A 21,846-nucleotide genomic window follows, 5' to 3' on the forward strand; every position below is an offset into this window, starting at 1 on the left:
GCGCGGACTTGGTTTGCGGGCGCGGTCGCGCGATGCATTTCCGCTGCGGACGAGGCGCGGGCCGTAGAGCTCAAGGCGCATCCGAAGCGTGATCCGGTGACACCGGTGTTTCCGCGGATCACTCCACACGACCTGCGGCACACCGCGGCTTCGCTCGCAGTGTCGGCCGGGGCCAACGTCAAGGCCGTGCAGAAGATGCTCGGACACGCCTCCGCGGCGATGACCCTCGACACGTACGCCGACCTATTCGACCGCGACGAGGAAGCCGTTGCGGCAGCCCATGACCTGCGGATGGCCGGCTTCTCGTTCGAGCCGAATGCAGCCAAATTGCAGCCAAAGGAGGTGGGTGACGCCGGAATCCGACTGTCAATAAGTTCCTGACCTGCAAGAACATTCGTGCGTGTTTTGGTGCCCTCGGTGAGATTCGAACTCACACTGCACGGGTTTTGAATCCGTTTCCTCTGCCAGTTGGGATACGAGGGCGTCGCACCGGTTGTTGGTGGCGGTGTACCACCATAGTTGATGTGATTCTCAGGGCCACGCCGCGCCCCGAGGTCGCCTCTTTGGACGGCTCACGCGACAATATGGGGATGACCGGGTCAACATCTGATGTCGTCGCACCGCGCCGTGTTCTCGTGGCCGAGGATGAGGCGCTCATCCGGCTGGACCTGGCGGAGATGCTCCGCGAGGAGGGCTACGAGATTGTCGGCGAGGCCGGCGACGGCCAGGAGGCTGTGGAACTCGCCGAGCAGCTGAAGCCTGACTTGGTGATCATGGATGTGAAGATGCCGCGCCGTGACGGCATCGACGCCGCTTCCGAGATCGCCGCCAAGCGCATCGCGCCCATTGTGATCCTGACCGCGTTTTCCCAGCGTGAACTGGTGGAACGGGCACGCGACGCCGGTGCCATGGCCTATCTGGTCAAGCCGTTCTCCATCACCGACCTGGTGCCGGCCATCGAGGTCGCGGTCAGCCGCTTCGGCGAGCTGACAGCGCTGGAGAAGGAAGTCCTCTCGCTGTCCGACCGGCTGGAGACGCGCAAGCTCGTCGAGCGTGCCAAGGGCATCCTGCAGACCAAGCAGGGCATGACCGAGCCCGAGGCGTTCAAGTGGATTCAGCGGGCGGCGATGGACCGTCGCACCACGATGAAACGGGTCGCCGAGGTCGTCGTCGAGACGCTGGATCCGCCGGCCGCAGAAGCGACGGAACCGTCAGCGGGCTGAGCCGCGCGCCGCGCCGGCGTTAACTCTGTGTTTCGGGCCGCAGCGTTTACACAGGTCCGATGAAGACAAGGTCGGCCAGCATCGCTCAACAGCGCGTATAGCCGCGCCGTGTTGGTTACTGTCTACGCGAAGCAGCGGACGTCGGCCCCACCTGCGAAGAGTGCGGGCCGTATCCGGTGCCACGTAACCATGACCCGGAGGTGAAGCGTGCGCAGTCGCGTAGCTCGGAATGCTCTTGCAGTCGGCAGTGCCGGTCTGATCGTGTTCGGTCTGGCGGGATGCAGCCAGTCTGATCCGAAGCAGAGCGGCGCGGCCGGCTCGAATCTCAAGATCGTCGAACAGGTGCAGATCGACGAGAACGGCGCCGAGGTCAAGGGTGCCGCCGGCGCCACTCCGGCCGATCCCGCCGGTGACGGCAAGGCCACGTGCCCGCCGGTCTCCATCGCGATGGCCGGCGCGCTGAACGGTCCCGATGCCGCTCTGGGCATCAACATCAAGGACGGCGTGCAGCTCGCCATCGACAAGCACAACGCGGCGAACCCCGGCTGCCAGGTGACGCTCAAGACCTTCGACACCGAGGGCGACCCGCAGAAGGCGACGGGCATCGCGCCGCAGATCGTCGATGACAAGTTCACCATCGGCCTGGTCGGCCCCGCGTTCTCCGGCGAGACCAAGGCCACCGGCACGGTCTTCGACCAGGCCGGTCTGGTCGCGGCCACCGCCTCGGCCACCAACGTGACGCTGAGCGAGAACGGCTGGAAGACCTTCTTCCGCGGCCTGGCCAATGACGGTGTGCAGGGCCCGTCGGTCGCGAACTACCTGAAGAACACCCTCAAGTACAAGAAGGTCTGCGTCGTCGACGACAGCACCGACTACGGCTTGGGCCTGGCCACCGCGGTGCGTACCACGCTGGGACCGGTCGCGGACTCGGCGTGCAACTTCTCGGTCAAGAAGGGCGACAAGGACTTCTCGGCCGCCGTCACCCAGATCAAGGGCGCCGCGCCGGACGCGATCTTCTACAGCGGGTACTACGCCGAGGCCGCGACGTTCGCTCAGCAGCTCAAGGACGGCGGCGTGACCGCGACGTTCGCCAGCGCCGACGGCACGAAGGACCCCGAGTTCGTCAAGCAGGGCGGCGAGGCCACCAAGGGCGCCATCCTGTCCTGCCCGTGCGGACCGGCGAGTAAGCAGTTCGCCGAGGAGTACACCAAGAAGTTCGGCCAGGAGCCCGGCACCTACAGCACCGAGGGCTACGACCTGGGCACCATCCTGGTCAAGGGCATCGACTCGGGCGCCGTCACCCGGCCCGCACTGCTGGACTTCGTGACCAAGTACGAAGGTCAGGGCGTGGCGCGCAAGTACCAGTGGAACAACAAGGGTGAGCTGACCACCAACCTCATCTGGATCTACAAGGTCCAGTAGGAACCTGCAGGCGACGACGCGTCCGGACCCAGTGCCGGGCGCGTCGTCGTTCCTGGACTCTCACCACCGCGATAACCGAGGAGCCGCCACCCGATGACATCCGACTGCGTCGGCCACTACGTGTGCACCGCGGCCAACATCAATTTCAACGTCGACAACCTGGTGAACGGGTTCTGGCAGTTGACGATTGACGGGTTGTCGTGGGGCGCCATCTATGCCCTCGTCGCCGTCGGCTACACCTTGGTGTTCGGCGTGCTGCGACTCATCAACTTCGCGCACTCGGAAATCTTCATGCTCGGCATGTTCGGCGCCTACTTCGCGCTGGAGGTCATTCTCGGCTTCAAGCCCAGCGGAAATGCCTACAACCTGGGCGTCGGGTTGACGATCTTCTACCTGGGCGTCGCCATGGTGGTCGCGATGCTGGTCTCCGGTGCTGCGGCCGTCGGCCTGGAGATGGTGGCCTACCGGCCGCTGCGCCGCCGCAACGCGCGCGGGCTGACATTCCTCATCACCGCCATCGGCATGTCGTTCGTCCTGCAGGAATTCGTGCACTTCGTGCTCCCGAAGATCCTCAAGGGTTTCGGCGGCAGCAATGCCCAACAGCCGATCATCCTGGTGCAACCCAAAACCCAGTTCACGCTATTCAGCGCGAACATCTCGAACGTCACCATCGTCATCGTCGTGGCGGCCATCGTGCTGGCGCTGCTCACCGACATCGCGCTCAACCGCACCAAGTTCGGCCGCGGCATCCGCGCCGTCGCGCAGGATCCGACGACCGCCACCCTCATGGGCGTCTCCCGGGAGCGCATCATCATGACGACGTTCCTCATCGGTGGCCTGCTCGCGGGCGCCGCCGCGCTGCTCTACACCCTGAAGGTGCCGCAGGGCATCATCTACTCGGGCGGATTCCTGTTGGGAATCAAGGCATTCTCGGCCGCGGTGCTCGGCGGCATCGGCAACCTGCGGGGCGCGCTCCTCGGTGGCTTGATCCTCGGCATCATGGAGAACTACGGCCAGGCGTTCTTCGGCACGCAATGGCGCGACGTGGTGGCTTTCGTCCTCCTCGTGCTGGTGCTGCTGATCCGTCCCACCGGGATACTCGGTGAAAGTCTCGGGAAGGCGCGAGCATGAGCGGGCAGCATTCGAACGAGGGCCGGGCCCGCTACCTGCTGGCACCCGGTGACCAGATACGCCAGTGGTGGGATCAGCAGAGCCGGCCCGCCAAATGGATATTCGGCGTCCTCTTGTTCACGGCGGTGGCGATGCTGCCGCTGCACACCCCGTCGTTCCTCAACACACCCGGCATCAGCTTCGGTGGCACCATGGCGCAGTTCGCGATGGTGGCGATCATCGCGATCGGCCTCAATGTCGTTGTGGGACAAGCCGGATTGCTCGACCTCGGCTACGTCGGGTTCTACGCCGTCGGCGCCTATACCGTCGCGCTGCTGACCAGCCCGGACAGCCCCTGGAACCAGGTCGGGGTCGACGGATTCCTCGACAAGGACTGGGCCTGGCTGGCCTGCGTACCCCTGGCCATGGCGGTCACCGCCATGGCCGGCCTGGTGCTGGGCATCCCGACGCTGCGGTTGCGCGGCGACTACCTCGCGATCGTCACGCTGGGATTCGGCGAGATCATCCGGCTCCTGGCCGACAATCTCTCGGACCTGACCAACGGCGCCCGCGGCCTCAACCAGATCGCCTACCCGCGGCTGGGGGAGACCGACAAGCTCCCCACGGGCGTGTTCTCCAGCGGCAACTCCGCCGGCAGCGCCAACTACGGCACGTGGTGGTTCTGGCTGGGCCTGGTGCTGATGGTCGCCATCCTGCTGCTCGTCGGCAACCTGGAACGCAGCCGTGTCGGGCGGGCGTGGGTCGCCATCCGCGAGGACGAGGACGCCGCGGAAGTCATGGGCGTCAACACCTTCAAGTTCAAGCTGTGGGCGTTCGTCATCGGCGCGGGCATCGGCGGCCTGTCGGGCGCGCTGTATGCCGGCCAGGTGCAGTACGTCGCACCGCCCACCTTCAACATCATCAACTCGATGCTGTTCCTGTGCGCGGTGGTCCTCGGCGGGCAGGGCAACAAGCTCGGCGTGATCGTCGGTGCGTTCATCATCGTGTACCTGCCCAACCGGCTGCTCGGCGTGCATGTGCTCGGCATCAACCTCGGTGACCTCAAGTACCTGTTCTTCGGCCTGGCGCTGGTGGTGCTGATGATCTTCCGGCCACAGGGTCTGTTCCCGGTACGCCAGCAGCTGCTGACCTACGGCAAGTCGGCGCGAGCGTTGTTGCGCAATGCGGACGAATCGAAGGCGGCGGCATGACCGAACCCGTAGAGCCCGCACCCGACGAGGAACTCGCCGCCCTGCATCGAGACGTCCAGGTCGCCGAGGGTGAGAAGCTGTTGGCCACAACTGATCTCACCGTCAAGTTCGGGGGACTCACCGCACTCGATTCGGTGACGTTCGATATCCGGCGCGGCGAGATTCTCGGTCTCATCGGCCCCAACGGCGCCGGCAAGACCACGTGCTTCAACGCGATCACCGGCGTGTACCGGCCGTCGTCCGGATCGGTGATGTTCGACGGCGCACCGCTCGGCAAGATCAAGCGCCACGAGATCACCCGGCGCGGCATCGCCCGCACCTTCCAGAACATCCGGCTGTGGGGTGAGATGACGGCGCTGGAGAACGTCGTCGTCGGCACCGACGCCCGGCACAAGACGTCGGTCCCCGGCGCGCTGCTGCGCACCGCGCGACACCGCCGCGAGGAACGCGACGCCATCGAACGTGCCGCGGCGCTCCTGCAATTCGTCGGGATCGCGCACCGCGGCGAGGAGAAAGCGCGGAACCTGTCGTACGGCGACCAGCGCCGGCTGGAGATCGCCCGGGCGCTGGCCACCGAGCCGAAACTGCTGTGTCTGGACGAGCCCGCGGCCGGCTTCAATCCGAGCGAGAAGTCCGCGCTGATCGAACTGATCCAGGCGATCCGGGACGACGGCTACACCGTGCTGCTGATCGAACACGACATGCGACTGGTCATGGGCGTCACCGACCGCATCGTGGTGCTGGAGTTCGGCCGCAAGATCGCCGAAGGCCTGCCGGCCGAGATTCGCGAGGACCCCAAGGTCATCGCCGCTTACCTGGGGGTGCCCGATGACGAGCTCTGAATCCGCCGACCTCGACCCGCGGCCGGTGCTGCTGGAGGTCCGCGACGCCGTCGTCCACTACGGCAGAATTCAAGCGCTGCATGGTGTTTCGCTGGTCGTGCGGGAGGGTGAACTCGTCACCCTGCTCGGCTCCAACGGCGCCGGCAAGACCACCATGATGCGGGCCATCTCCGGGTTGTTGCCGTTGTCGTCGGGTTCGGTGTGGTTCGACGGCGAGGACGTGTCGAAGATGAAAGCGCATCGCCGCGTGACCGCGGGCCTGATCCAGGCGCCCGAGGGCCGCGGCATCTTCCCGGGCATGACCATCGTCGAGAACCTCGAAATGGGCTGCTACGGACGCAAATTCGAGTCCAAGCACGACCACGACGAGCGTCTCGACTGGGTGCTGACGACGTTCCCGCGGTTGGCCGAACGGCGGACGCAGGCCGGCGGCACGCTGTCCGGTGGCGAGCAGCAGATGCTGGCGATCGGCCGCGCGCTGATGGCCCGGCCCAAGGTGCTGCTGCTCGACGAGCCGTCGATGGGCTTGGCGCCCATGGTGATATCGCAGATCTTCCGGATCATCTCCGAGATCAACTCGCAAGGCACCACGGTGCTGCTGGTCGAGCAGAACGCGCAGCAGGCGCTGAGCCGGTCCGATCGGGCCTACATCCTGGAGACCGGCGCCGTCACCCGCAGCGGTAATGCCCGAGACCTGCTGAAGGACGACAGCATCCGAGCGGCCTACCTCGGCGTCGCCTGAGCTGTCTTTCCGCCGAACATGAGCTTGTGTTCGAAGAACCCGCGAAATTTCGGACGTAAGCTCATGTTCGGCGCAACTGAGCGTCGATTCGGTTGACGATGTCGTCGTCGATCGCCACCAAGCGGACGTCATCGACTTCTGCGGAGGCCGATGAAATCGTTTCGGCGGCAATCGCGATCGCATCGTGCAACGGCCACCCGTAGATACCCGCGCTGATCAACGGGAAGGCCACGCTCAGCGCGCCGAGCTCGTCGGCGACCTCCAGTGAACGCCGGTAGCAGGACCGCAACAACTCCGGATCGCGTTGGCCCGCGCGGTGATTCGGCCCGACGGTGTGGATCACCCAGCGGGCCGGGAGATTGCCGGCGGTGGTCCAGCCGGCATCGCCGGTCGCCAGGCCGTGCGGGAACCGCTCGACGCAGTCCTGGAGAACCGCCGGGCCGCCCGCCCGGTGGATGGCGCCGTCCACACCGCCGCCACCGCGCATCGCATTGTTGGCGGCGTTGACGATGGCGTCGACGTCCTGCTTCGTGATGTCGCCGAGGACGGCGGTGATCCGTGGCATGACTGCAGTATCCGCGTTACTCGGCGATCCGGAACCGCTTGATGCGGGCTGCGGCGCCGGATACCAACTCGACCCGCGACTTCGGCACCTCGAAATGCTCGGCCAGCACGCGGATCACCGCGGTGTTGGCCTTGCCGTCGACCGCCGGCTCGCGGACGTACACGACCAGCGTGCTGTCGTCGTCGGTCTCGACGAGGGGCCCTTTGCGGCTGCCCGGCTTGACCCGGACCGAGATCATCACGGGTCCACTGTGCAGAAAATCCCGGGAAATCGGTAATTTCCCGGGATCTTCCGCACGTTCGACGGCTCGAAACTAGCGCGCGACGATCACCGACGAACCGTGCCCGAACAGGCCCTGGTTCGCGGTCACACCCACCCGGGCACCTTCGACCTGGCGGCCGGTGGCCTGCCCCTTCAGCTGCCAGGTCAGCTCACACACCTGCGCGATGGCCTGGGCCGGGATGGCCTCGCCGAAGCACGCCAGACCACCCGAGGGGTTGACCGGCACGCGACCACCGATGGTGGTGGCGCCCGAGCGCAGCAGCTGCTCGCCTTCACCCTTGGCGCACAGGCCCAGATGCTCGTACCAGTCGAGCTCCAGCGCGGTCGACAGGTCGTAGACCTCTGCGAGGTTGACGTCGTCGGGACCGATGCCGGCCTCGGCGTACGCCGCGTCGAGGATTTGGTCCTTGAACACTCGTTCCGGTCCGGCGATGGCCGCGGTGGAATCCGTTGCGATGTCCGGCAATTCGGGCAGGTGCTGCGGGTACTGCGGGGTGACGGTGCTGATCGCACGCACCGACGGCACACCGTCGAGCGAGCCGAGGTGCTTGCGCGCGAAGTCGGCGCTGGCCACGATCAGCGCGGCCGCGCCGTCCGAGGTGGCGCAGATGTCCAGCTGCCGCAGCGGGTCGGAGACGACCGGGCTGGCCAGCACGTCCTCGACCGATGCCTCCTTGTGGTAGCGGGCATTCGGGTTGTTCAGGCCGTGCTTGGAGTTCTTCACCTTGATCTGGGCGAAGTCCTCGGAGGTGGCGCCGTACAGGTCCATGCGGCGGCGGGCCAGCAGGGCGAAGTACACCGGGTTCATGGCGCCCAGCAGATGGAAGCGCTGCCAGTCGGGGTCGTTCTTGCGCTCGCCGCCGACCGGGGCGAAGGCACCCTTGGGCGTGGTGTCGGCGCCGATGACGAGCGCGACGTCGCAGAAGCCGGCCAGGATGTGGGCGCGGGCGCTCTGGAGAGCCTGCGATCCACTCGCGCACGCGGCGTATGACGACGACACCGGCACGCCGTTCCAGCCCAGCTTCTGGGCGAACGTCGACCCGGCGATGAAGCCGGGGTAGCCGTTGCGGATGGTGTCGGCACCGGCGACCAACTGGATCTGACGCCAGTCCAGACCGGCCTCGGCCAGTGCGGCGCGGGCGGCGACGACGCCGTACTCGGTGAAGTCGCGGCCCCATTTGCCCCACGGGTGCATGCCCGCACCGAGGATGTACAGCGGCTCAGGCGTGCTCACTTCGCAATCTCCCAGGCGTAGGTGGTGCGCTCGACACCGTCGGCATCGGTGTACAGCGGCATGGTGGTCAGTTCCATCTCCATGCCGACCTTGAGGTCCGCGGCGAGCGTGCCCTCGACGACCTTGCCCAGCACGATGAGGCCCTCGGCCTCCAGCTGGACGGCGGCGATGGCGAACGGCTCGAACGGGTCGGCCGCCGGGTACGGCGCCGGCGGGGGATAGCGGTTCTCGGTGTAGCTCCACACCGTGCCGCGTCGCGACAACGCGACGGGCTCGAGCACGTCGCTGTCACACGCCGGGCTGGGGCAGTTGTTGGCGCGAGGCGGGAAAACGTAGGTCCCGCACTGCGGGCACTTGGCCCCGATCAGGTGTGGCGCACCGTTTTCGTCGGTGTCCCACCAACCTTCAATTGCCGGCTGGCTCCCGGCTTCCGTCACTCCTGGCACGAGCTCAGCGTAGCTGCCAATAGGCCCGAAACTGAAACGTGTTGCAGTTTTATCCCGGCAGCCGGGAAAAGGCATTGAAGTGTACGAAACCGTTTCGTACACTTTGGCCATGGTTCGAGGGATGGAGCGGGAACAGGCGGTGCTCGCGGCAACGGCTGAGTTGCTCGTCGAGCGGGGTTATGCGGCTCTGACCACCGATGCGGTGGCGCTGCGGGCGGGTGCCAGCAAGGCGACCATCTATCGCCGCTGGCCGAACAAGGCCCAACTCGTCCGGGCCACGCTCGACGCCGCGGACGCCGCCCGAAACGCGTCGATGCCAGATACCGGGGCGCTGCGCAGCGACCTGTTCGCCGTGATGGACGCCGTCGCCGCGAATGTCGCCGACCCGTTGACCCGGGTCACGGCGGAACTCGCGACGCTCATGCGGCACGACGAACAGCTCGCCGAGGCCATCCGCCAACACCTTGACAAAGAAGAGCTTTCGCCGTTCCACGACGCGCTGCAGCGCGCCATCGCGCGGGGCGACATCGCCGCCGACGCCGACGTCGAACTGATCCACGATGTCGCCGAGGCAATGATCCTGCGGCAGCTGCATCTCGACCGTCCCGTCGACGCCGCCTTCAGCGCACTGCTCATCGACGACGTGCTGCTGCCCCTGTTGGGCGTTGCCCGATGAGTGTGGTGATTGCCGGCGCGGGGCCGACCGGACTGACCCTCGCCATCGAGCTGGCCCGCCGCGGCATACCGGTTCGCGTGCTGGACCGGGCGCGGGCATTGTTTCCCGGCTCGCGCGGCAAAGGACTGCAACCGCGCACCCTCGAGGTGTTCGACGACCTGGGCATCATCGGTGCGGTACTGGCGGCCGGCGAGACGTTTCCGCCCATGCGGCTGTACCGCGGCGCGGAGGTGGTCTGGACCAAACCGATCTACGAGCTGCTGGGCCTGCCCGAACTCGCGGCTACGCCGGCCGTGCCGTATCCCTTCACGTGGCTGATCCCGCAATGGCGGACCGATGAGATCCTGGCGGCGCGGTTCGGCGAACTCGGCGGGGTCATCGAATTCAACACCGTGGTAACAGGTTTCGCTCAGGACGATGACGGTGTCATCGTGCAGACAGACCGTGGCCCGGTCCGTGCCGCCTACCTCGTCGGCGCCGACGGCGGTCGCAGCACGGTGCGCAAGGTATCCGGCGTCGACTTTCTCGGCGGTGCGCTGACCGAGGAACGCATCATCGTGGGCGACGTGCGGGCGCGCGGGCTCGACGGCCGGTGCTGTCACCTGTTGACGCGTGATGGCGAGCAGGCCAAGCGGTTCTCGCTGTGGAACCTGCCTGGCACCGAGCACTTCCAACTGGTGGTGACGATGGCGCCGGGCGAGGACCCGCCCGCGCTGACGCTTGCCGCGATGCAGGAACTGCTCGAACAACGCTCTGGCCGGACTGATGTGGTGTTGTCGGACCTGCGGTGGATTTCGGAGTACCGCGTGAATCTGTTGATGGCGCAACAGTTTCGGATGGGCCGGGTACTGCTGGCCGGCGACGCGGCCCACGTCCATTCACCGGCCGGGGGACAGGGCGTCAACACCGGCGTGCAGGACGCCTACAACCTCGGCTGGAAACTGGCCGCCGTGCTCGCGGGAGCGCCCGACGAGCTGCTGGACAGCTACGCCGCCGAACGGATGCCGGTGGCGGCCGACGTACTTGCGCTCAGTGGCGCGCTGCACCGTCAGGGCTTCGCCGCGACCGGGCCGGCCCCGTCGGCCATCCATCAGCTGGACGTCAGTTACCGGGGCGGGCCCCTTGCGGGCGAGGCGCGCGCGCCAGGCGCGCTACAGGTCGGCGACCGCGCACCCGACGGCCTGTTGCCCGATGGTCGCCGGCTGTTCGACATCTTCCGCGGACCGCACTGGACCGTGCTCGAATTTGCGAGAGCTGCAGTCGATTTCGGCATTCCGCAAGTGCGCCTGAGCCCCGGCCCCGATTACGACGTGCCGGCCGGCTGCTACGTCTTGGTCCGGCCCGACGGGCATATCGCGGCGATCACGGATCAGCCGGAAGTGATCCGCGAACAGCTGCGTCGCTTCGATCCGGTGCGGGCGGCCAGCCGGTCATGACCGAGTGCTCGTCGCGGTCTCGGTCCGGTACCGCGTGGTGACCCGCGCCAGAACCGCGGGCGCCCGCGATGCCCCCGCCGCGTGCATCTCGCGGTTGGCGGCGATGACATCGGCGGTCTCGGTGCGCCGGGCCTGTTCGTAACTCCGGAACCCGGCGAAGCCATGGGCTGCCAGTTCGTCAGCGAGCACGCGCGCGTCCACGATCGACTGCGACGCACCGTTGGCCCCGGACGGGGTACATCGGGTGGGCGGCGTCGCCGAGCAGCGTCACCAGGCCCTCGCCCCAGTGCGGCAGCGGGTCCTTGTCGACCATGGGGTAACTGAACAGTGCCGGGCTGTGGCCGATCAGCGCACTCATGTCGAGCCAGTCGAGATCCCAGTCGGCGACGTGCGGCAGGACATCGTCGGCGGTCGCGGGCGCGTTCCACTTGGCGTCGCCGTCCAACGGGCCGGGCTGCCCGGTGGGCACCTGCAGTACCCAGTTCACCTGACCGCCACCGATGGGATACGAGATGAGGTCAACTCCGTTGTCGGCCTTGACGATTGCCATGGTGTGCCCGTCGAGGAACGGCGTGATGTCACTGGCCCCGCGGTACATGGTGATGCCGGACGACAGCAAGGGGTCGGGGCTGGGATGCAGCGCAGCGCGCACCACCGAGTTGATGCCGTCGGCGCCGACGAGGGCCGAACCCGCGACCGGGCCGGCCGCGGTGTTTACGACGACGCCGTCGGCGCTGTGCCGGAAGTCGGTTACGCCGCTACCGGTGTGTACCGCGTCGGCGCCGAGACGTGCACGCACCGCGTCGAGCAGCATCATCTGCAGCCGCCCACGGTGCACCGACAGCTGCGGGTGGGCGTCGCCCGCGGCCAGTCCGCGGGGTTCGGTGAACAACAGCTCGCCGCGATGGGTGTAGAAGCGGATCGCTGACGGGGCCACGGCCATGGCGGTCAACGCGCCACCGAGGCCGAGCTCGGTGAGTTCGCGGACCGCGTGCGGCAGCAGGTTGATCCCAACCCCCAACGGCTGCAGGTCGTTTGCGCGTTCCAGCACGAGTGCGTCGAATCCGCGCGCGTGCAGAGTCAGGGCAGTGGTGAGTCCGCCGATGCCGGCGCCGGCGATGAGTACTGGTGTCATGACTCCAGCCTCGGCGCGGCAGAACCATAAGTCCAATATCGATCAGGTCCACAAACTATAATCATTTCTTATGGAACTTCGGCAGTTCGAGTACTTCGTCGCCGTCGCCGAGGAAGCCAACTTCACCCGCGCCGCCGAGCGCATCCACGTCGCGCAACCCGCGGTCAGCGCCCAGATCGCCCGGCTGGAGCGCGAACTGGGCGAGCCGCTGTTCGACCGGGCCCGGCGCGAAGTCCGGTTGACGGCCGCGGGACAGGCAGTCCTGCCGCACGCACGGGCGGCCCTCGCCGCGGCGGCCGATGCACGCACCGCGGTGGCCGAATTGAGCGACCTCGTGCGCGGCTCGGTGACCATCGGCACCGTCACCGCGCACGACGTCGACATGCCGAGCCTGCTGGCCCGGTTCCACGAGGCCCATCCACACGTCGACATCACGCTCGGCACCGACAACTCGGACGTGCTGATCGAGGGCATCCGCACCGGGCAGTTGGACGCCGCCATCGTCTCCGTCGGTATCGAGCTGCCGGAAGGCCTGGCTGCCGTCGTCGTGACCGACCAGCCGATCGTGGCCGCCGTCGCTCTCGACGATCCGTGGCACACCCGGCGAACCGTGCGGCTGCCCGAACTCGCCGGCCGCGCCGTCATCGCGCTACCCGTCGGCACCGGCATCCGGCAGCAGTTCGATGGGGCGTGCACAGACGCCGGCGTCGACGTGCACGTCGCATTCGAGGCGAGCACGCCGCAGGCCCTGGCCGACCTCGCGGCCCGGGGTTTGGGGGTGGCCGTGTTGCCGCAAGCGATGGTCCGCTCGCGCGCCGATCTGCATCTGATCAGGCTGACGCCGGCGCTGCGCGGGCGGCTGGTGTTCGCGTGGCGGGCCGGTGGGCCGATGAGCCCGGCGGCCCGGGAGTTGGTGAACATGGCGCGGCGGTTACTGGCTGTCGGTGGGGCTGAATAGAGTTAAGACCGTGAGCCCCACCGCAACGGACGCCCCGCCCACCACCAAGCCCACATTGATGCTGCTGGACGGCAATTCATTGGCGTTCCGGGCGTTCTACGCGCTGCCCGCGGAGAACTTCAAGACGCAGGGCGGGCTGACCACCAACGCGGTCTACGGCTTCACCGCCATGCTCATCAATCTGCTGCGTGACGAGAAGCCCACGCACGTCGCGGCCGCCTTCGACGTCTCCCGCAAGACGTTCCGTAAGGAGAAGTACCCGGAGTACAAGGAAGGGCGGGCCGCCACTCCCGACGAGTTCCGCGGCCAGATCGACATCACCAAAGAGGTGCTGGGCGCACTCGGTATCACGGTGCTGGCCGAAGACGGCTTCGAGGCCGACGATCTGATCGCCACGCTGGCCACGCAGGCCGAGGCCGAGGATTTCCGGGTGCTGGTCGTCACCGGTGACCGTGACTCGTTGCAGCTCGTCACCGACGACGTGACGGTCCTGTACCCGAAGAAGGGCGTCAGCGACCTGCACCGCTTCACCCCCGAGGCGGTGGTGGAGAAGTACGGCCTCACCCCGACGCAGTACCCGGACTTCGCGGCCCTGCGCGGCGACCCGAGCGACAACCTGCCCGGCATCCCCGGCGTAGGGGAGAAGACGGCGTCCAAGTGGATCAACCAGTACGGCTCGCTGCAGGCGCTGGTCGACCATGTCGACGAGGTCAAGGGCAAGGTCGGTGACTCGCTGCGGGCCAACCTCTCGAACGTCATCCTCAACCGGGAGCTGACCGACCTGGTCCGGAACGTGCCGCTGGCGCACACCCCGGAGGCGCTGCGGGTGCAGCCGTGGGACCGCGACCGCATCCATCAGCTGTTCGACGACCTGGAGTTCCGGGTCCTGCGGGACCGGCTGTTCGAGACCCTGTCGCCTGTGGAGCCCGAGGTCGAACTCGGCTTCGACGTCCGCGGCGGAGTGCTGGAGCCGGGCACCCTGGCGGCGTGGCTCGCCGAGCACAGCAACGGCAGCCGCTTCGGCATGGCCGTTGCCGGCACCCACAAGGCCTTCGACGCCGATGCCACGGCGGTCGCGATCGTGTCGGCCAGCGGCGAGGGCGTCTACATCGACACCGCGCGGCTGGACGCCGAGGACGAAGCGGCGCTGGCGTCGTGGCTGGCCGATCCCGGCCCGCCGAAGGCGCTGCACGAGGCCAAGCTGGCGTGGCACGACCTGCTGGGCCGCGGCTGGACGCTCGCCGGCGTCACCTCGGACACCGCGCTGGCCGCCTATCTGGTTCGCCCGGGGCAGCGCAGCTTCGCCCTCGACGACCTGTCGGTGCGGTACCTGGGCCGGGAACTGCGCGCGGAAAGCAAGGAAGAGCAACAGCTTTCCCTGCTCGACGACCCCGACGAGGTCGACGACGCCGCGGTCCAGGCGCTGATCGTGCGCGCCGCGGCCGTCGGCGATCTGGCCGACGCGCTGGACGTGGAACTCGCCAAGATCGACTCGTTGGCGCTGCTCGGCCAGATGGAGCTGCCGGTGCAGCGAGCCCTCGCCGAGATGGAGGACGCCGGCATCGCCGTCGACATCGAACTGCTCGGCCGGCTGCAGAGCCAGTTCTCCGACCAGATTCGCGATGCCGCCGAGGCCGCGTATGCGGCCATCGGTGAGCAGATCAACCTGGGCTCGCCCAAGCAGCTCCAGGTGGTGTTGTTCGACAAGCTCGAGATGCCCAAGACCAAGCGCACCAAGACCGGCTACACCACGGATGCCGATGCGCTGCAATCACTTCTGGACAAGACCGGCCATCCGTTCCTGCAGCACCTGCTGGCGCACCGTGACGCGACCCGGCTCAAGGTCACCGTCGACGGACTCCTGAACGCGGTCGCCTCCGACGGCCGGATCCACACCACGTTCAACCAGACCATCGCGGCCACCGGCCGGTTGTCGTCGACCGAGCCGAACCTGCAGAACATCCCGATCCGCACCGAGGCAGGCCGGCAGATCCGTGAGGCCTTCGTCGTCGGCAAGGGCTTCACCGAGCTCATGACGGCCGACTACAGCCAGATCGAGATGCGCATCATGGCGCACCTGTCGGGCGACGCCGGCCTGATCGAAGCGTTCAACACCGGCGAGGACCTGCACACCTTCGTCGCGTCGCGGGCCTTCGGTGTGCCGAGCGAAGAGGTCACCGCGGAGCTGCGCCGCCGGGTCAAGGCCATGTCCTACGGCCTGGCGTACGGGTTGTCGGCCTATGGCCTGGCATCGCAATTGAAGATCTCGACCGAAGAAGCCAAGCAGCAGATGGACCAGTACTTCGACCGGTTCGGCGGGGTGCGCGACTACCTGCACTCGGTCGTCGAACAGGCCCGCAAGGACGGCTACACCTCGACGGTGCTCGGCCGCCGGCGCTACCTGCCGGAACTCGACAGCAGCAACCGCAACGTCCGCGAGGCCGCCGAGCGCGCCGCGCTCAACGCGCCCATCCAGGGCAGCGCCGCCGACATCATCAAGGTCGCGATGATCAACGTCGACCGCGCGATGAAGGACGCCGGGCTGAAGTCACGAATCCTGCTTCAGGTGCACGACGAGCTGTTGTTCGAGGTCGCCGAGGGCGAGCGGGACGCGCTGGAGACCCTGGTGCGCGAGCAGATGGGCAGTGCCTACCCGCTGGACGTGCCGCTCGAGGTGTCGGTCGGCTACGGCCCCAGTTGGGACGCGGCCGCGCACTAAGCGTCGGCGGCCAGCCCGATACCGAGCGCGACGAGAATCGCGCCCATGGCGCGTTCGATGCGCTGACGAATGTGGGTGCGGCTCAAGAGGTTCCGGGCCCGGTCGGCCGCCAGGACGACGCCGACGCACCACGAGGTGTCGATCACCAGCTGGATGGCGGCGAGCACCAGCAGCGTCGGCAGCACCGGTCCGCCGGCCGGCAGGAACTGGGGGAGCACCACGATGCCGAAGGCCGCGGCCTTCGGATTGGCGGCGATCGACACGAGCGCCGCGCGGAACGCCGCACCCGGGGTCCGTCCACGCAGGGGCATGGTCACGGCCATGTCGGTGGGGTGCTTCGCGATGCGCCAGGCACTGATGCCCAGCCAGATCAGGATGGCGGCACCGACGACGTGTAGCCCCAGCGACAGCCAGTGGTTGGCCGCGAGCAGGATCGAGAGCCCGCCACCGCCGGCCAGCGTCCACCCGCAGACGCCGATCTCATTGCCGACGACGGCCGCCAGACCCGCCTTGCGGCCGTCGCGCACCGAGCGGTGCAGGAACAGTGCCGTCGCCGGTCCGGGCAGCGCGGCCAGGATCGCCGACGCGACCAGGAACGCCGGCAGGACGTCGAGAAGGTGCGTGAGCATGCAAAAAGTATCGCTGACCCGCGCAAGCCGTTAAGTCACGCCGCCCGGTAATTGGTCAGCCACTGCAGCACCGGCGCCTGCGCCCGCGTGGCGGTGAGCCAGTACGCCTCCTCGGCATGCCGCTGATAGGTCCGCTCGTCGGCCAGCCCGCGGTCGATGCGGTCCCGAACGAACGCCAGCTCGACGACCTGCACGGCGAACTCCTTCACCGATTTACCGGCCGGTGCGCCGCCGATCCGCGTCGCCGTCGCGATCGCGGCCTTGCGGGCGCGCATCGATCCGAGCCACGTCGCCTCGTTGGGGGTGATCAGGCCGGAGGCGATGAGTCCGGGCAGCTTCTCGGCGACCACCCGCTGCTCGCGGCGGCGGCCCAGCACGCCGGTGACGATGGCGAGGGTGAAGATCGGCACCATCCAGAACAGGTAGACCGCGAAGTAGGCGCCGGCGCCGACGACGGTCGAACCGTTCCACAACATGTGCATGACCACCGCGGCCACGTAGCCGAGTCCGATGTAGAGCACCTTGGCGCCGGCGCCGCGGTGTTGCAGCGCGAGGTACACGCCGATGCCGGTCATGCTGGTGAACAGCGGGTGCGCGAACGGGCCCATGATCAGCCGCAGTGCGGCGGTGAGCAGGGAATGCGCGATGGTCTCGCCCATGGCGATGTAGAAGATGTTCTCCAGCCACGCGAAGCCCGCGGCCACGAAACCGGCGTAGACCAGGCAGTCCGTCAGCGAGTTCAGTTCGTTGCGGCGCCGGCCGGTCATCATCAGCAGCAGGAACACGCCCTTGGCGGCCTCTTCGATCACCGGTGCGCCGATGGCCATCGCGGCGAAGCCGTCCTTGCCGAGCAGCGGCGTCGACATGGTCTCCAGGATCACCGAGATGACGACGCTGATCGACGCACCCCAGATGAACGCGAAGATCAGCAGCCGCGGAGGTTCGGGCTCCCAGCGGTCGAACCACAGGTAGGTCAGCAGCACCACGGCCGTCGCGATGCTGGCCAGCACGAATCCGATGGTCATGCCGATCGGGTTGGTCAGTGTGGTCAGGATCAGGACGCAGCCGATCAGCACGCCCAGCCCGATGATCACGCCGAGGGGCGCGCCGACCTTGCGGATTCGCCGCGGCATCGGCGCCAGATACGGATATGGCGGCGGCACGGGCGACGGAGCGGGATACACGACACGAAGACTATCGGCGGAACGGCATTCCCCTGCGATGGAGCAGACCGCGTTTGGCCTGCGTCTACGGGTCTAGTACCCTCGACAAGTACCTGTGTCCACATGGGCTATGGGTGCGCGTGAGACGTCAGGCGGTAACGCCGCGGCGCGTCACGGAAAACAACCAATTTGTCCCTACGATTCAACCTGTCCGGAGCATCCCACCACATGCCAAGTCCCTCCATCACCTCGCCGCAAGTAGCCATCAACGACATTGGCTCGGCCGAGGACTTTCTCGCCGCTATCGACAAGACCATCAAGTACTTCAACGATGGCGACATCGTCGAAGGGACCATCGTCAAGGTGGACCGTGACGAGGTCTTGCTCGACATCGGCTACAAGACCGAAGGTGTCATTCCTTCCCGCGAACTTTCCATCAAGCACGACGTCGACCCCAACGAGGTCGTTTCCGTGGGCGATGAGGTCGAAGCCCTGGTCCTCACCAAGGAGGACAAGGAAGGCCGTCTGATCCTGTCCAAGAAGCGGGCTCAGTACGAGCGCGCCTGGGGCACCATCGAAGAGCTCAAGGAAAAGGACGAGGCCGTCAAGGGCACCGTCATCGAGGTCGTCAAGGGCGGCCTGATCCTCGACATCGGCCTGCGCGGCTTCCTGCCCGCATCGCTCGTCGAGATGCGTCGTGTCCGCGATCTGCAGCCGTACATCGGCAAGGAGATCGAGGCCAAGATCATCGAGCTCGACAAGAACCGCAACAACGTGGTCCTGTCGCGTCGTGCCTGGCTCGAGCAGACCCAGTCCGAGGTCCGCAGCGAGTTCCTCAACCAGCTCACCAAGGGCGCCATCCGCAAGGGTGTCGTGTCCTCGATCGTCAACTTCGGCGCGTTCGTCGACCTGGGCGGCGTGGACGGCCTGGTGCACGTCTCGGAGCTGTCCTGGAAGCACATCGATCACCCGTCCGAGGTGGTTCAGGTGGGCGACGAGGTCACCGTCGAGGTGCTGGACGTCGACATGGACCGCGAGCGGGTTTCGCTGTCGCTCAAGGCGACCCAGGAAGACCCGTGGCGCCACTTCGCCCGTACCCACGCGATCGGTCAGATCGTGCCGGGCAAGGTCACCAAGCTGGTCCCGTTCGGTGCGTTCGTCCGCGTCGAAGAGGGCATCGAGGGCCTGGTGCACATCTCGGAGCTGTCCGAGCGCCACGTCGAGGTCCCGGACCAGGTGGTCCAGGTCGGCGACGACGCGATGGTCAAGGTCATCGACATCGACCTGGAGCGTCGCCGCATCTCGCTGAGCCTCAAGCAGGCCAACGAGGACTACACCGAGGAGTTCGACCCGTCGAAGTACGGCATGGCCGACAGCTACGACGAGCAGGGCAACTACATCTTCCCCGAGGGCTTCGACGCCGACAGCAACGAATGGCTGGAAGGCTTCGAGAAGCAGCGTGACGAGTGGGAGGCCCGGTACGCCGAGGCCGAGCGTCGCCACAAGATGCACACCGCCCAGATGGAGAAGTTCGCCGCGGCCGACGCCGAGGCAGCTGCCCGTCCGGCGACCAGCGGTTCCTCGCGTTCCGAGGAGTCGACCGGTGGCACGCTGGCCAGCGACGCCCAGCTGGCGGCGCTGCGCGAGAAGCTCGCCGGCAACGCCTAAGTAGTTCAACGAGAAATGCCCCGGCCCATTGGGTCGGGGCATTTCTCATTTGTACGGCCGATAGGGTGACCCGGTGCTTCGTATCGGACTGAGCGGCGGCATCGGCGCCGGAAAATCCACTGTGTCATCGACCTTCGCGGCGGAAGGCGGCATCGTCGTCGACGGCGACGTCATCGCCCGTGAGGTGGTGGAGCCCGGCACCGAAGGGCTGGCCGCCCTCGTGGCGGCCTTCGGCGAAGACATCCTGCTGCCCGACGGTTCGCTCAACCGGCCGGCCCTGGCCGCGGTGGCGTTCAGCGACGACGAGAAGCGCAAGACCCTCAACGGCATCGTGCACCCGCTGGTGGGCAAGCGCCGGGCCGAGCTCATCGCGGCCGCACCGGCGGGTTCTGTTGTGGTGGAAGACATTCCGCTGCTCGTCGAGTCGCAGATGGCGCCGCTGTTCCCGTTGGTCGTCATGGTGCACGCCGACGAGGACGTGCGCGTGGCGCGGCTCATCGAGTACCGCGGTTTCTCGGAGGAGGACGCCCGCGCGCGGATCGCGGCGCAGGCCACGGTCGAACAGCGTCAGGCCGTCGCGGATGTCTGGCTGGACAACCATGGCAGCGCCGACGAACTGGCGGCCGCCGCCCGCGAGCTGTGGGAGCAGCGCATCGTCCCGTTCGCCCGCAATGTGCAGGCCGGCGTGCCGGCCACTGTCGCGCCTGCCGTGGTGCCGTACGACGAGACCTGGCCCCAGCAGGCCGGCCGCATCCTGGCCCGGCTGCGCACCGCGTGCGGCCACCGCGCGGTGCGGGTCGACCACATCGGGTCGACGGCCGTGCCGGGCCTGGACGCCAAGGACGTCATCGACATCCAGGTGACCGTGCCGTCACTCGAGGTGGCCGACGAGCTCACCGACCTGCTGCTGGCCGCCGGCTACCCGCGGGTCGCGGACATCAACGAAGACGTGGCCCACACCGACGACAAGACCCTGTGGCAGAAGCGCTTTCACGCATCGGCCGATCCTGGCCGGCCCACCAACGTGCACATCCGCGTCGACGGCTGGCCGGGCCAGCAGTTCGCGTTGCTGTTCCCGGCGTGGCTCGCGGCCAACCCCGACGAGCGGGTCGACTACCTCGCCCTCAAACACGACGCGATGGCCGCCGCGCCGGCCACCAGCGGGGAGTACGCCGACGCCAAGGAGCCCTGGCTCGCCGGTGCGTACCGACGAGCCTGGGCCTGGGCCGACGAAACCGGTTGGCGCCCTTAGTGGGAGGCCGGCGTCGCGGCCGCGGCCGGGGTGGCCGGCGTGCCCGGTAGCTCGGCGCTGTACTGCTGGCTGGGATCGAAGTCGGTCACCGACCCGCAGCTGAGCACGCCGTAGCCGGGGTCCTGGCGCTGTGGTGTCAGGCGCGGGGCGACGAACTGGTCGGCCTGGGCGACGATCTCGTCGTCGACCAGGATCTCGCAGTGCAGGCTGGCCGAGTACGGCCATTGGATCGACACCTGCATGCCGGCGTTCGCCGAGTTGTTGAGCACGGCCGAGGCTTCGAACGACTCGCCCGGGAGCAATGACGGCGTCGCCGAGTTGAGCTGGGTATCGGTGAGCCGATAGGTGATCAGCGTCCCGCGGGACACCCCGTCGATCCGGGCCCGGTAGGTGACGTTGTGCGGTCCTGCGCTGGGCGGTGCGCTGTCGCCGACCGGGACCGCCGGTGGTGCGGGTGGGGCAGGAGGTGCCGGATCGGCAGCTGCCGTCGTGGCGAGAAGCAGGGAGGTGCTCGTGGCCACTGCGGTGGCACACGCCAGCGATGCCGCGGCCATGCGTCCGCGCCTGATCGATGTCATGGTTGTTGACATTACCTGTCGCGCCAGGTCAGTGACATACCGAGACTGGCTAGCCAATTGCCCAACTGGTAATTGTGCTGAGCCAGCCCCTCGATGGCGGCCGTCGCCGTCGTGATGGCGCGTTCACCGTCGTCGGTGCTCAGCAGGTGGTGACGCACCGCGTCGAGAAGCTCGTCGACGTCCTCCAGCTCGACACTCTTGCCCGACCGGACGACCAGATCCAGGTAGTGGTCCTCGGACGTCCAGGACTGCTCGCCGGCGGTGAACCGGCCGACATCGAGGTAGAAGTCCTGGTCGCGCTCATATCCCGGGTTGAAATGGAAGACACTGGCCCGCAGGCCGATCGACGGCAGCAGCCACGATTCCAGGTAGTAGAACTGCGGGCGGCCTGGGGTGGGACGGGCCATGTACAGGCCCCACGGCTCGACCCGGTACACGTCGACGGCCCGCACGATGCCTTTGGGATCGGTGTTCGTGCGGGCGGCCAGGTCGAACGTCTCGTGCTTGGGTGCGTGGATGGCGCCAGCGTACGCGCTCGCCCGGCGACCGGCAGCG

The 21,846-nt window shown here is 67.5% G+C and carries 23 protein-coding genes and 1 tRNA gene; 13 read left to right on the top strand and 11 right to left on the bottom strand.

Features of this window, described 5'->3' with window-relative positions; all coding sequences use genetic code 11:
• A partial coding sequence (locus VXD91_RS20750) for a tyrosine-type recombinase/integrase (RefSeq protein WP_346416267.1) occupies positions 1 to 381 on the top strand: 381 nt, incomplete at its 5' end.
• Between the two features lie 25 nt (positions 382 to 406).
• On the opposite strand, the gene VXD91_RS20755 is transcribed toward VXD91_RS20750, so the two are convergent.
• Positions 407 to 483, bottom strand: a tRNA-Leu gene (locus VXD91_RS20755).
• A gap of 107 nt (positions 484 to 590) precedes the next feature.
• Here VXD91_RS20755 and VXD91_RS20760 point away from each other — a divergent pair.
• From VXD91_RS20760 to VXD91_RS20785, 6 genes are all read left to right on the top strand, one after another.
• The gene (locus VXD91_RS20760; RefSeq protein ID WP_061006301.1) at positions 591 to 1,223 is read left to right on the top strand and encodes an ANTAR domain-containing response regulator; all 633 of its coding nucleotides are present in this window, start codon (positions 591 to 593) and stop codon (positions 1,221 to 1,223) included.
• 207 nt (positions 1,224 to 1,430) lie between these two features.
• Positions 1,431 to 2,645 carry a branched-chain amino acid ABC transporter substrate-binding protein gene (locus VXD91_RS20765; RefSeq protein ID WP_346416268.1) on the top strand — a complete coding sequence of 405 codons (1,215 nt, stop codon included), beginning with the start codon at positions 1,431 to 1,433 and terminating at the stop codon, positions 2,643 to 2,645.
• A gap of 93 nt (positions 2,646 to 2,738) precedes the next feature.
• Entirely contained in the window at positions 2,739 to 3,776 is a 1,038-nt protein-coding gene (locus VXD91_RS20770) for a branched-chain amino acid ABC transporter permease (RefSeq protein ID WP_346416269.1), read from the top strand.
• Complete coding sequence (locus VXD91_RS20775; protein WP_138249711.1) at positions 3,773 to 4,966, top strand: branched-chain amino acid ABC transporter permease; 1,194 nt, start codon at positions 3,773 to 3,775, stop codon at positions 4,964 to 4,966. The genes VXD91_RS20770 and VXD91_RS20775 overlap by 4 nt, the downstream gene beginning before the upstream one ends.
• The gene (locus VXD91_RS20780) at positions 4,963 to 5,808 is read left to right on the top strand and encodes an ABC transporter ATP-binding protein (protein WP_293022696.1); all 846 of its coding nucleotides are present in this window, start codon (positions 4,963 to 4,965) and stop codon (positions 5,806 to 5,808) included. The genes VXD91_RS20775 and VXD91_RS20780 overlap by 4 nt, the downstream gene beginning before the upstream one ends.
• The gene (locus tag VXD91_RS20785; RefSeq protein WP_293022693.1) at positions 5,795 to 6,550 is read left to right on the top strand and encodes an ABC transporter ATP-binding protein; all 756 of its coding nucleotides are present in this window, start codon (positions 5,795 to 5,797) and stop codon (positions 6,548 to 6,550) included. Before VXD91_RS20780 ends, VXD91_RS20785 begins: the two co-directional genes overlap by 14 nt.
• Before the next feature lie 61 nt (positions 6,551 to 6,611).
• Here the strand turns inward: VXD91_RS20785 and VXD91_RS20790 are convergent, their stop codons facing one another.
• From VXD91_RS20790 to VXD91_RS20805, 4 genes are all read right to left on the bottom strand, one after another.
• Positions 6,612 to 7,115 (bottom strand): O-acetyl-ADP-ribose deacetylase, encoded by a 504-nt coding sequence (locus VXD91_RS20790; protein WP_346416270.1) that lies wholly within the window; start codon positions 7,113 to 7,115, stop codon positions 6,612 to 6,614.
• Positions 7,116 to 7,131: 16 nt separating this feature from the next.
• Complete coding sequence (locus tag VXD91_RS20795; RefSeq protein ID WP_346416278.1) at positions 7,132 to 7,353, bottom strand: DUF167 domain-containing protein; 222 nt, start codon at positions 7,351 to 7,353, stop codon at positions 7,132 to 7,134.
• Positions 7,354 to 7,428: 75 nt separating this feature from the next.
• Positions 7,429 to 8,631, bottom strand: a complete 1,203-nt coding sequence (locus tag VXD91_RS20800; RefSeq protein ID WP_020103273.1) for a lipid-transfer protein — start codon at positions 8,629 to 8,631, stop codon at positions 7,429 to 7,431.
• Entirely contained in the window at positions 8,628 to 9,077 is a 450-nt protein-coding gene (locus VXD91_RS20805) for an OB-fold domain-containing protein (RefSeq protein WP_061006309.1), read from the bottom strand. Before VXD91_RS20805 ends, VXD91_RS20800 begins: the two co-directional genes overlap by 4 nt.
• 109 nt (positions 9,078 to 9,186) lie before the next feature.
• Here VXD91_RS20805 and VXD91_RS20810 point away from each other — a divergent pair, with 109 nt between their 5' ends.
• Both VXD91_RS20810 and VXD91_RS20815 read left to right on the top strand, forming a co-directional pair.
• Positions 9,187 to 9,753 carry a TetR/AcrR family transcriptional regulator gene (locus VXD91_RS20810; RefSeq protein ID WP_293022683.1) on the top strand — a complete coding sequence of 189 codons (567 nt, stop codon included), beginning with the start codon at positions 9,187 to 9,189 and terminating at the stop codon, positions 9,751 to 9,753.
• Entirely contained in the window at positions 9,750 to 11,189 is a 1,440-nt protein-coding gene (locus tag VXD91_RS20815) for an FAD-dependent monooxygenase (protein WP_346416271.1), read from the top strand. The genes VXD91_RS20810 and VXD91_RS20815 overlap by 4 nt, the downstream gene beginning before the upstream one ends.
• Here the strand turns inward: VXD91_RS20815 and VXD91_RS20820 are convergent.
• Together VXD91_RS20820 and VXD91_RS20825 are read right to left on the bottom strand one after the other, a co-directional pair.
• Positions 11,184 to 11,378 carry a hypothetical protein gene (locus tag VXD91_RS20820; RefSeq protein ID WP_346416272.1) on the bottom strand — a complete coding sequence of 65 codons (195 nt, stop codon included), beginning with the start codon at positions 11,376 to 11,378 and terminating at the stop codon, positions 11,184 to 11,186. The genes VXD91_RS20815 and VXD91_RS20820 overlap by 6 nt on opposite strands.
• On the bottom strand, positions 11,368 to 12,324 hold the full coding sequence (locus VXD91_RS20825) for an FAD-dependent monooxygenase (RefSeq protein WP_346416273.1): 957 nt from the start codon (positions 12,322 to 12,324) through the stop codon (positions 11,368 to 11,370). The genes VXD91_RS20820 and VXD91_RS20825 overlap by 11 nt, the downstream gene beginning before the upstream one ends.
• Before the next feature lie 70 nt (positions 12,325 to 12,394).
• On the opposite strand from VXD91_RS20825, the gene VXD91_RS20830 reads away from it, so the two are divergent.
• Positions 12,395 to 13,282: a LysR substrate-binding domain-containing protein gene (locus VXD91_RS20830; RefSeq protein WP_346416274.1), complete on the top strand. Its 888-nt coding sequence runs from the start codon at positions 12,395 to 12,397 to the stop codon at positions 13,280 to 13,282.
• 58 nt (positions 13,283 to 13,340) lie between these two features.
• On the top strand, positions 13,341 to 16,001 hold the full coding sequence (gene polA, locus VXD91_RS20835; protein WP_318986367.1) for a DNA polymerase I: 2,661 nt from the start codon (positions 13,341 to 13,343) through the stop codon (positions 15,999 to 16,001).
• Here the strand turns inward: polA and VXD91_RS20840 are convergent.
• Together VXD91_RS20840 and VXD91_RS20845 are read right to left on the bottom strand one after the other, a co-directional pair.
• Positions 15,998 to 16,630 carry a LysE family translocator gene (locus tag VXD91_RS20840; protein WP_346416275.1) on the bottom strand — a complete coding sequence of 211 codons (633 nt, stop codon included), beginning with the start codon at positions 16,628 to 16,630 and terminating at the stop codon, positions 15,998 to 16,000. The two genes, polA and VXD91_RS20840, sit on opposite strands and share 4 nt — an antisense overlap.
• Before the next feature lie 35 nt (positions 16,631 to 16,665).
• Positions 16,666 to 17,763: a PrsW family intramembrane metalloprotease gene (locus tag VXD91_RS20845; protein WP_318986368.1), complete on the bottom strand. Its 1,098-nt coding sequence runs from the start codon at positions 17,761 to 17,763 to the stop codon at positions 16,666 to 16,668.
• A gap of 258 nt (positions 17,764 to 18,021) precedes the next feature.
• On the opposite strand from VXD91_RS20845, the gene rpsA reads away from it, so the two are divergent.
• Both rpsA and coaE read left to right on the top strand, forming a co-directional pair.
• Positions 18,022 to 19,461 carry a 30S ribosomal protein S1 gene (gene rpsA, locus VXD91_RS20850; protein ID WP_061006315.1) on the top strand — a complete coding sequence of 480 codons (1,440 nt, stop codon included), beginning with the start codon at positions 18,022 to 18,024 and terminating at the stop codon, positions 19,459 to 19,461.
• A 73-nt stretch (positions 19,462 to 19,534) separates the two neighbouring features.
• Positions 19,535 to 20,713, top strand: a complete 1,179-nt coding sequence (gene coaE, locus VXD91_RS20855) for a dephospho-CoA kinase (protein WP_346416276.1) — start codon at positions 19,535 to 19,537, stop codon at positions 20,711 to 20,713.
• Here coaE and VXD91_RS20860 read toward each other — a convergent pair.
• Both VXD91_RS20860 and VXD91_RS20865 read right to left on the bottom strand, forming a co-directional pair.
• Positions 20,710 to 21,291, bottom strand: a complete 582-nt coding sequence (locus VXD91_RS20860; protein ID WP_346416277.1) for a hypothetical protein — start codon at positions 21,289 to 21,291, stop codon at positions 20,710 to 20,712. The two genes, coaE and VXD91_RS20860, sit on opposite strands and share 4 nt — an antisense overlap.
• Positions 21,292 to 21,302: 11 nt before the next feature.
• Entirely contained in the window at positions 21,303 to 21,809 is a 507-nt protein-coding gene (locus tag VXD91_RS20865) for a DUF402 domain-containing protein (RefSeq protein WP_346416279.1), read from the bottom strand.
• Positions 21,810 to 21,846: the final 37 nt, after the last annotated feature.

Origin of the sequence: Mycobacterium sp. SM3041 (genome assembly GCF_039668335.1) — a bacterium.
GTDB lineage: Bacteria > Actinomycetota > Actinomycetes > Mycobacteriales > Mycobacteriaceae > Mycobacterium.

Bases quoted from the DNA above. Each gene is read 5' to 3' on its own strand.
- VXD91_RS20760 (WP_061006301.1), top strand. From the start codon at position 591: ATGACCGGGTCAACATCTGATGTCGTCGCACCGCGCCGTGTTCTCGTG.
- VXD91_RS20770 (WP_346416269.1), top strand. From the start codon at position 2,739: ATGACATCCGACTGCGTCGGCCACTACGTGTGCACCGCGGCCAACATC.
- VXD91_RS20775 (WP_138249711.1), top strand. From the start codon at position 3,773: ATGAGCGGGCAGCATTCGAACGAGGGCCGGGCCCGCTACCTGCTGGCA.
- VXD91_RS20780 (WP_293022696.1), top strand. From the start codon at position 4,963: ATGACCGAACCCGTAGAGCCCGCACCCGACGAGGAACTCGCCGCCCTG.
- VXD91_RS20785 (WP_293022693.1), top strand. From the start codon at position 5,795: ATGACGAGCTCTGAATCCGCCGACCTCGACCCGCGGCCGGTGCTGCTG.
- VXD91_RS20790 (WP_346416270.1), bottom strand. From the start codon at position 7,115: ATGCCACGGATCACCGCCGTCCTCGGCGACATCACGAAGCAGGACGTC.
- VXD91_RS20795 (WP_346416278.1), bottom strand. From the start codon at position 7,353: ATGATCTCGGTCCGGGTCAAGCCGGGCAGCCGCAAAGGGCCCCTCGTC.
- VXD91_RS20810 (WP_293022683.1), top strand. From the start codon at position 9,187: ATGGTTCGAGGGATGGAGCGGGAACAGGCGGTGCTCGCGGCAACGGCT.
- VXD91_RS20815 (WP_346416271.1), top strand. From the start codon at position 9,750: ATGAGTGTGGTGATTGCCGGCGCGGGGCCGACCGGACTGACCCTCGCC.
- VXD91_RS20825 (WP_346416273.1), bottom strand. From the start codon at position 12,324: ATGACACCAGTACTCATCGCCGGCGCCGGCATCGGCGGACTCACCACT.
- VXD91_RS20830 (WP_346416274.1), top strand. From the start codon at position 12,395: ATGGAACTTCGGCAGTTCGAGTACTTCGTCGCCGTCGCCGAGGAAGCC.
- polA (WP_318986367.1), top strand. From the start codon at position 13,341: ATGCTGCTGGACGGCAATTCATTGGCGTTCCGGGCGTTCTACGCGCTG.
- VXD91_RS20840 (WP_346416275.1), bottom strand. From the start codon at position 16,630: ATGCTCACGCACCTTCTCGACGTCCTGCCGGCGTTCCTGGTCGCGTCG.
- VXD91_RS20845 (WP_318986368.1), bottom strand. From the start codon at position 17,763: ATGCCGCGGCGAATCCGCAAGGTCGGCGCGCCCCTCGGCGTGATCATC.
- rpsA (WP_061006315.1), top strand. From the start codon at position 18,022: ATGCCAAGTCCCTCCATCACCTCGCCGCAAGTAGCCATCAACGACATT.
- VXD91_RS20860 (WP_346416277.1), bottom strand. From the start codon at position 21,291: ATGACATCGATCAGGCGCGGACGCATGGCCGCGGCATCGCTGGCGTGT.